The 8,994-nt window shown below is 69.6% G+C and carries 5 protein-coding genes and 1 pseudogene; 5 read left to right on the forward strand and 1 reads right to left on the reverse strand.

Features of this window, described 5'->3' with window-relative positions:
* Nucleotides 1–2,455, reverse strand: a 2,455-nt coding sequence (locus ACT4N8_RS05090; protein ID WP_444857050.1) for a helicase-related protein, incomplete at its 3' end; no start/stop codon positions are given.
* Nucleotides 2,456–2,657: 202 nt separating this feature from the next.
* Here ACT4N8_RS05090 and ACT4N8_RS05095 point away from each other — a divergent pair.
* From ACT4N8_RS05095 to ACT4N8_RS05115, 5 genes and pseudogenes are all read left to right on the forward strand, one after another.
* Complete coding sequence (locus ACT4N8_RS05095; protein ID WP_444857051.1) at nucleotides 2,658–4,196, forward strand: peptidoglycan DD-metalloendopeptidase family protein; 1,539 nt, start codon at nucleotides 2,658–2,660, stop codon at nucleotides 4,194–4,196.
* Between the two features lie 56 nt (nucleotides 4,197–4,252).
* Nucleotides 4,253–5,170, forward strand: a complete 918-nt coding sequence (locus tag ACT4N8_RS05100) for a sulfite exporter TauE/SafE family protein (RefSeq protein WP_444857052.1) — start codon at nucleotides 4,253–4,255, stop codon at nucleotides 5,168–5,170.
* The gene (locus ACT4N8_RS05105) at nucleotides 5,167–5,934 is read left to right on the forward strand and encodes a TIGR02186 family protein (protein ID WP_444857053.1); all 768 of its coding nucleotides are present in this window, start codon (nucleotides 5,167–5,169) and stop codon (nucleotides 5,932–5,934) included. Before ACT4N8_RS05100 ends, ACT4N8_RS05105 begins: the two co-directional genes overlap by 4 nt.
* A gap of 69 nt (nucleotides 5,935–6,003) precedes the next feature.
* Nucleotides 6,004–7,695, forward strand: a complete 1,692-nt coding sequence (locus ACT4N8_RS05110) for an ATP-binding protein (RefSeq protein WP_444857054.1) — start codon at nucleotides 6,004–6,006, stop codon at nucleotides 7,693–7,695.
* Nucleotides 7,696–7,817: 122 nt separating this feature from the next.
* A pseudogene (locus ACT4N8_RS05115) lies at nucleotides 7,818–8,972 on the forward strand (S41 family peptidase); the annotation flags it as partial.
* Between the last annotated feature and the right edge of the window lie 22 nt (nucleotides 8,973–8,994).

Here is an 8,994-nt window from a genome sequence, read left to right on the forward strand (position 1 = left end):
GCCAGACCCAGGCGGGCTCGCCCTCGCCCGGCTTGAAGCCGATCTCGCGCATCAATTTCGCCACCGTTTCCGGCTGGAGCCCGAGCGAGGTGACGAGGGCCTGATTGACGGGCTCGCCGCCGCTCCGCGCGCCGTGCGCGTTGGCGGCCATCCGCTCGGCCATGTCGACCCGGATCATCTGCGGGCCGGCGGCGCGGAAGCCGAGCCGGGCGAGCAGGGCCGGATCGTCCGGGCGCGGCAGCACCACGGCCGACTGGGCGGGCAGAGCCGGCATCGGCGCACCGGCGGCGGCGGCGCGCAAGGCGGCGCGCCAGCGCATCGCCTCGGGCTTCAGCACGGCGGGCATGTAGAGATCGAGCGCGCCGATGCGGATGCCGAGCCGGGTGACGGCGCGGCGCTGCTCCTTGTCGAGCGCGGCCAGCGCGCCGGAGACGGCGCCGCGCGCGACGATCCCGCCCTCGTCGACGAGCATCGCGAGCAGGGCGCGCACTGCCGGGGGCTCGGCCGGATCCTGCGCGGCATGGCCGGCGGCGCGCAACGGCCCCAGCACCGTCTCGGCGCCGCCCCGCAGCCAGTCCTTGAGCCGGGCGATCGCCGCCTCGCGCCCCTTCTCGGAGACCCGGTCGATCCGTCGGTCGAGATGGACGCGGGGGGAGAGCAGATTCTTGCCGGGGCCGAGACGGGCCACTTCGTGCCCGCGCCAGAGGATCGCGACCGGCGCGCCGGCGTCGGTGCGGAGCGAGAAATGGTCGTCCGTGTCCGCGACCAGGGCGGCGGCGCGCTTCTCATATTCGCCCGCCAGCCGCCGCTCGGCGGTGGCGAGCAGCATCTTGCGGTCGGCGTGGCGGGCGGCGGGATCGACCTCGAAATTGAAGCCCTGGAGACGACCGATCGCGTAGGAGCCGACGCTGACCTCGCCCTGCTCGTCGATCAGCACCGGAAACTCGCCCGCGCCCCTGCGGCCGAGATCGCGCATCAGCACCGAGGTGCGCCGGTCGACGAAGCGCTGGGTGAGCCGCTCGTGCAGCGCCTCGGAAAGCTTCTCCTCGACCGCCATCGCCCGCTCGGCCATCGCCGCCGGCTCGGCGAGCCAGTCCGAGCGGTGCGCGACATAGGACCAGGTCCGGATTCCGGCGAGGCGGTCGGCGAGCGTATCGATGTCGCCCTGGACATTGTCGAGCCGTGCCACCTCGGCCGCATACCAGTCGCGCGGAATGTGGCCGCTGCCCTCGGTCAGATGGCCAAAGACGCGCGCGACCAGGCGGGCTTGATGCTCGGGGCCGGTCTTGCGGAAATCGGGCAGGCCGCAGGCGCCCCAAAGCCGGCGCACCTGCGTGGAGTCGGTCGCCCGGGCGACCACCTCGGCATCGCCGGAGAGCTGCTTCAGCACGGCAAGGTCGATCGCCTCGGGCGCAGGGCGGAGCTCGCGCCGGGCCGGGCGCCGCTCGAGGCTGCGGATCAGCGCCTCGATGCCGGCGAAATCGAGCGCGCTTTCGCGCCAGTAGAGAAAATCCAGCGGCTGGAAGCGATGCTCCTCGATCGCCTCGACCTCCTCGGGCCGGAATTCGGGCATCGCCTCGCCCGCCAGGGTGAGCGAGCCGAACGTGCCGTCGCGCTGGTGGCGGCCGGCGCGGCCGGCGATCTGCGCCATCTCCGCGGTCGTCAGGCGGCGGCGGCGGGCGCCGTCGAACTTGCCGAGCCCGGCGAAGGCGAGATGGGTGACATCCATGTTGAGGCCCATGCCGATCGCGTCGGTGGCGACGAGATAATCGACCTCGCCGGCCTGATACATCGCGACCTGCGCGTTGCGGGTGCGCGGGGAAAGCGCGCCCATCACCACCGCCGCGCCGCCGCGCATCCGGCGCAGCATCTCGGCCACCGCATAGACCTGGTCGGCGGAGAAGGCGACGATCGCCGAGCGCGGCGGCAGCCGCGAGAGCTTGGCGGGGCCAGCATAGCTGAGCGTCGAGAAGCGCGGCCGGGCGGTGATCTCGGCCTTGGGCAGCAGCGCCCGGACCATCGGCTTCAGGCTTTCCGAGCCGAGGATCATCGTCTCCTCGCGGCCGCGGGCGTGGAGTAGCCGGTCGGTGAAGACGTGGCCGCGCTCCGGATCGGCGCCGAGCTGGGCCTCGTCAACGCCGACGAAGGCGAAGTCGCGAGGAATCCTGTTGTCGGCTCCGGCAAACATACCTCCGCCGATGGGCATGCTCTCGACCGTGCAGAGGAACCAGCGCGCCTGGGCGGGCAGGATCTTCTCCTCGCCGGTGAGCAAGGCGACCTGATTGGCACCCTTGAGCTGGACGACGCGATCATAGACCTCCCGTGCCAGCAGGCGGAGCGGGAAGCCGATCATCCCCGAACTGTGGCCGCACATCCGCTCGACGGCGAGGTGGGTCTTGCCGGTGTTGGTGGGCCCGAGAATGGCCTTCAAGGGCGCGCGGGCAAGCTCGCTCATCGCCGCAAGATCGGGCGCCGGCAGCCGAAGCGCAACCTTTTCCGGCGCTTGGCGAGCGGACTCGGCTCATCCGGCCCGCTGGCCGCCTCGTCGCAGTCGTAGATTCCGTAATTTGACTTTAACCTCTTTTCTTCAGAACAGTTGACACCTGCCGAGCGGGGTGCGCGGCGGGGGATAAACGGGCCGCTGGGGCAGAGCCGCATTGTATCGATTCAATGACATAGGCACGGGTGCGGGCAGCGGCGCGGCTGCGCTCGCGCTCGACGGCACCGCGCTTCGCGTCCCCACCCGGCCCGTCTTCGGCCAGCGGGTCGAGGCGCTGCGCGGCCGCGCCGGCGACCTCGACCTGATCGTCGATCTCGGCCAGCGGATCGGCAGCCGCGAATGGTTCCGCGGCCTCTTCACCTGCCTCGCGCTCTGCTACGCCGCCTGGTCGCTCGCGCCCGGGCTGGGCCCGATCGCCGGTTCCAGCCCCCTTCCCTATCCGGACGCTGAGTTCGAGCAGGCCCGCGCCCTGGCTATCTCGCCGCTCGCCTACGGCGCCGACACCGGGCGCCGGATGGCGCCGACCGACGCGGTGCAGCCGCTCGCCGAGACGCCCGAACGGCCGATCATCGATCTGCGCGCCACCTTGGGTCGCGGCGACGGCCTCGCCCGCATGCTCGAACGCTCCGGCGTCGGCGCGGCCGAAGCCGACCAGGTGGCAAGCATGATCGGCGGCGTGCTCAGCGTCACCGATCTTCGTCCCGGCACGACGATGGATCTTACCTTGGGCCGCCGCCCCAACCGCACCGTTGCCCGCCCCCTCGATCGGCTGAGCTTCCGCGCCCGCTTCGACCTGAGGCTCGAGATCGTCCGCAGCGGCGGCCAGCTCGTGCTCAGCCAAATCCCGATCGCGGTCGACGAGACGCCGTTGCGCATCCAGGGCCGGGTCGGCGCCAGCCTCTACCGCTCGGCGCGCGCGGCGGGCGTGCCGGCCAGGCATGTCGAAGCCTATATCCGCGCGCTGACCAGCCAGCTCCAGATCCCCTCCGGGCTCAATTCCGACGACCGCTTCGACATCATCATCGAGCATCGCCGCGCCGCGACCGGCGAGACCGAGACCGGCCAGTTGCTCTTTGCCGGGCTCGAGCGCACCAGCGGCCGCGACCTTCGCATGATGCAGTGGACCTCGGACGGCCGCAGCCAGTGGTTCGAGGCCTCGGGCGTCGGCCAGCAGAGGGGCGGCGTTCAGGCGCCGGTGCCGGGCCGGGTCACCTCCAATTACGGTCTTCGGATGCATCCGATCCTGCGCTACCAGCGCATGCACCGCGGCCTCGATTTCCGCGCCGCCTACGGCACCCCGATCCTCGCCGCGATCGACGGTACGGTGGCGCGGGCCGGCTGGGCGGGCGGCTACGGCCGGCAGGTCCGCCTCAACCACGCCAACGGCCTCGCCACCTCTTACTCGCACATGAGCCGGATCGCGGTCTCGCCCGGCGCGCGCGTGCGGCAGGGCCAGGTGATCGGCTATGTCGGTTCGACCGGCCTCTCGACCGGCCCGCACCTCCACTACGAAATGTACCGGAACGGCCAAACGATCAATCCGCGCTCGGTCCGCTTCACCAGCCGCGCGGAGCTTTCGGGCGGCGAGCTGGCCAGCTTCCGCGCCCGCCTGCGCAATCTGCTGGCGACGCCGCTCGCAGCGGCGCGGCAGCAGCAGGCGGTACTCCAAGTCGAGACCGCGAATACCGCTCCCTAAAGAGCCAAGTCAGGCCGCTTCCGCACCTTCATTTTAGCCGCTAGGGTCGCGGCCCCATGGACATCTATCTGCCGATCGCCGGCTTGTCGGTGAACGCGCTGGTGATCATAGGCCTCGGCGGGCTGGTCGGCCTTTTGACGGGCATGGTCGGCGTCGGCGGCGGCTTTCTCACCACGCCGATCCTGATCTTCTACGGCATTCCGCCGGCGGTCGCGGTCGCCTCGGCGACGACGCAGATCACCGGCACCTCGATCTCGGGCGTCCTCGCCCACCGCCGCCGGCGCGGGGTCGACATCCAAATGGGCGCCGTCCTGATCCTCGGCGGCGTGATCGGCGCGATCCTCGGCGGCTTCCTCTTCCGCCTGCTCCAGAATCTCGGCCAGATCGATACCGTCATCTCGATCCTCTACGTCATCCTGCTCGGCAGCATCGGGGTGATGATGGCCCGGGAATCGGGAACGGCGCTCGGCATCTGGAAACCCTCGGCCAAGGCGGCCGAGCGCCCGGCCCGGCGCCACAATCCGCTGATCGCGATGCTTCCGCTGCGCTGGCGCTTCTACCGCTCGGGCCTGTACATCTCGCCGCTCGCGCCGCTCGCTTTGGGCTTCGTATCCGGTCTGCTCACCGTTTTGCTGGGCATCGGCGGCGGCTTCATCATGGTGCCGGCGATGATCTATCTGCTCGGCATGTCGGCGGCGGTCGTGGTCGGCACCTCCCTGCTCCAGATCCTGTTCGTCACCGCCGCGACCACCCTCGTCCACGCCACCACCACCCGCTCGGTCGACATCGTACTGGCCGTGCTGCTCCTGCTGGGCTCGGTGATCGGCGCGCAATATGGCGCCCGGCTCGCCCAGAAGATGAAGCCCGAGCTGCTGCGCATGATCCTCGCCATCGTCGTGCTCGGCGTGGCTTTGCGCATGGGGCTCCAGCTCGGCTGGCGGCCCGAGGAAATCTACACGGTGCAGATGCTGTGAAGCGCCTCGCCGCCCTCGTCCTCGCTCTGGCCTCGCCGCTGCTGCTCGGCCAGGCGCAGCCGCGCCTCGTCCCCGACGTCTCGCAGCGCCACATCGAGATCCGCTACAGCTTCACGGGCGCCGAATTGCTCCTGTTCGGCGCGATCCTTCATCCCGGCGGGCGGGCGCCCGAGCCGGGCACCGACGTCGCCGTCGTCCTGAAGGGGCCGCTCGAGCGGATCGTGGTGCGCGAGAAGCAGCAGGTCGCCGGGGTCTGGATGAACGTCGAGCGGGTCCGCTTTCGCTCGGCGCCGAGCTTCTACGCCGTCGCCTCGTCGCGGCCGTTGTCCGAGCTGGTCGACGAGCGCACCGCCGCGATCTACGAGCTCGGCCTCCAGAACCTCCAACTCTCCCCGGGCGGCGGCGCCGACGCCGAGACCTTCCGCCGTTTCGAGCGGGGGCTGATCGACCTGCGTCAGCGCCAGCAACTCTACGCCGAAATCCCACGCGGCGTGGAGATCAGCGAGGGCGTGCTCTACCGCGCCCGGATCAGCATTCCGGCCCGCGTGCCGGTCGGCACCTACACTGCGGAAACCTTCCTGATCCGCGACGGCCGGGTCATCGCCGGCGCGGCGCGCGAGATCGAGATCGAGAAACTGGGCTTCGAGCGGTTCGTCGCCGACGCGGCGGAGGATTGGTCGCTCAGCTACGGGATCGTCGCGGTCGCCGTGTCGCTGCTGCTCGGCTGGGCGGCGGGCGCCTTCTTCCAGCGCCGCTACGCATAACATCGCAAACGGCTTGTTTACCCGCATTCGCTAGACCTCGGCGGTCAAGAACGGCCAGGCGATATAAGAATGACCGATGCGATGAACGTGCACGGCTTCCCCCAGGACGGCGGCGGCGCGCCCGACAACGTCACGCCGCCGCCGCGGCGCCGGCTCACCGCCGCGCACGAGGCGATCGGCCAGGTCGTCGAGATCGGCGGCAGCGGAGCGCGGGTCAACATCGTCGACCGCCGCCTGATCGAGCTGGCCGGCGATCCCGACCCTTCCGTCGCCATGTCCGGCCAGGTCGGCAGCCAGATCAAGATCGACAGCAGCCGCCGCTGGCTGCTCGCCAACATCCGCTCGCTCAAGGTGATCGATCCCGAATCGGGCATCGTCTCGGCCGAGATCGACTTCCTCGGCGAGGGCGACGAGGACCCGTCCTCGGGCAGGATGATCAACTTCAAGCGCGGCATCACCGCTTACCCGATCCCCGGCAGCAAGGCCTATCCGGTGACCGGCAACGATCTGAAGCAGATGTTCGCCGCCGACGAGCGCGCCCATATCGAGATCGGCACCGTCTATCCGACCAAGGACGTGCGCGCCGCGCTCTATATCGACGCTTTGCTCGGCAAGCATTTCGCGCTGCTAGGCTCGACCGGCACCGGCAAGTCGACCGCCGCCGCCCTGATCATGCACCGGATCTGCGACCAGAGCCCCGAAGGGCATATCGTGATGATCGATCCGCACGGCGAATATTCCGCCGCGTTCAAGGGCCATGGCGAGCTGTTCAACGTCGACAATATCGCCATGCCCTATTGGCTGATGAACTTCGAGGAGCATTGCGAGGTGTTCGTCACCACGCAGGGCGCCGAACGTCAGCGCGACATGGACATCCTCGCCAAATGCCTGTTGCAGGCGCGTGCGAGGAACCGCTCGGCGGAAGGACTCACCAAGCTCACCGTCGATTCGCCGATCCCCTACGCCCTGTCCGACCTCACTGCGGCGATCACCCACGAGATGGGGCTCCTCAACAAGGCCACCGACACCGCCCCCTTCATGCGGCTCAAAACCAAGATCGACGAGCTGAAATCCGACCCGCGCTACCAGTTCATGTTCTCCGGCATGCTCGTCGCCGACCTGATGGGGAACTTCATCTCGAAGATTTTCCGTCTCCCCGCCCGGGGCAAGCCGATCTCGATCATCGACGTGTCCGGCGTCCCCTCCGACATCGTCTCGGTCGTGGTCGCGGTCCTGTCGCGGCTCGTCTTCGACTATGCGATCTGGTCGCGCAGCGAGGTGCAGCGGCCGATCCTGCTGGTCTGCGAGGAGGCGCACCGTTACGTCCCCGCCGACAAGACCTCGACCGGCCAGGCGGTCCGCAAGATCCTCGAACGGATCGCTAAGGAGGGCCGCAAATATGGCGTGTCGCTGGGCCTGATCACGCAGCGCCCGTCCGACCTCGCCGAGGGCGTGCTTTCGCAATGCGGCACGATCATCGCGATGCGCCTGAACAACGACCGCGACCAGGCCTTCGTCAAGTCAGCGATGCCGGAAGGCTCGCGCGGCTTCCTCGACGTCATCCCGGCCCTGCGCAACCGAGAGTGCATCGTCTGCGGCGAGGGCGTCTCGATTCCGATCCGGGTCTCGTTCGACGATCTCGAGCGCGACCGCCGGCCGGCCTCGTCCGACCCGCTCTTCTCCGAGCTGTGGCGCCACACCGGCGAGGAAGACGCAATGGTCGCCCGCGTCGTCAAGCGCTGGCGCGCCCAGGGCCGCTAGCATCTGGAGCGCCTGAAAAGGTGCTTCTTTTTTCCGCCTGACAGCAGCGCAGTTTCCCGCTAAGCCGTTGAGGCGAGCGGGGAAATGGCATGAGACGGCAGCGATTCGGCGCAATTCTGGCGATGGCCGCCTTGCTCTCCGCCTGTGGCGGAGGCGGGGGCGGCGGGACCGCCGCGGCGCCGCCGCCGACCGGGGGCACGCCGCCGCCGACCAGCACCGCCTGCTCGCTGCGCGACCGGCAGGACTGGGCCGCCGCCCAGATCCGCGAATGGTATCTCTTCCCCGAGACGCTGCCCGCGGCGCTCGATCCGACGCCCTTCGCCAGCGTCCAGGACTATATCGACGCGCTCGTCGCCAATGCCCGCGCGCTGCGCCGCGACCGCTTCTTTACCTACATCACCTCGATCGCCGAGGAGAACGCCTTCTTCAATTCAGGCGCGAGCGCCGGCTTCGGCATCCGCCTGAGCTACGACACGGCCGCACGGCGGGTGTTCGTGATCGAGGCGTTCGAGGGCGCGCCGGCGCTCGCCGCCGGCATCGACCGCGGCACCGAGATCGTCGCGATCGGCACCAGCCCGGCCAATCTGCGCAACGTCAGCGAGATCCTCGCCACCGAAGGCGTCGCGGGCGTCACCAACGCGCTGGGGCCGACCACCGCCGGCACCACCCGCCTGCTGCGCCTCGCCGGCACCGGCGGCGGTCGCGACGTCAGCGTCACCAAGGGCGATTACGCCCTGCTCCCGGTTTCGACCCGCTACGGTGTCCAGGTCATCAACGACAATGGCCGCCAGGTCGGCTACATCAATTTGCGCACCTTCATCTCGACCGCCGACCCGGCGCTGCGCGATGCCTTCGCGCAGTTCCGCGCCGCCGGGATTACCGAGATCGTCTTCGACCTCAGATACAATGGCGGCGGGCTGGTCTCGACCGCGGCGCTGATCGGCGACCTGCTGGGCCGCAACCGCTCGACCTCGGACGTGTTCAGCTTCACCACCTTCCGCCCGGAAAAGGCGGCGTTCAACGACACGCGCAGCTTCCAGCCGCGTGCGGAATCGATCGCGCCGACCCGGATCGCCTTCATCGGCACCGGCAGCACCGCCTCGGCGAGCGAGCTCGTGATCAACAGCTTCATTCCCTATCTCGGCGCCAATTCGGCGCTGATCGGCGCCAACACCTACGGCAAGCCAGTCGGCCAGATCGCGGTCGACCGCGCGGCGTGCGGCGAACGCCGCCCCGGCGTAACCAACGCCAACCCCCACCCCAACCCCAAGGGCGCAGATTATTAATCCCCACCCCCCA

Origin of the sequence: Sphingosinicella sp. (assembly GCF_052387495.1) — a bacterium.
In the GTDB taxonomy this organism is placed as follows: Bacteria; Pseudomonadota; Alphaproteobacteria; order Sphingomonadales; family Sphingomonadaceae; genus Allosphingosinicella.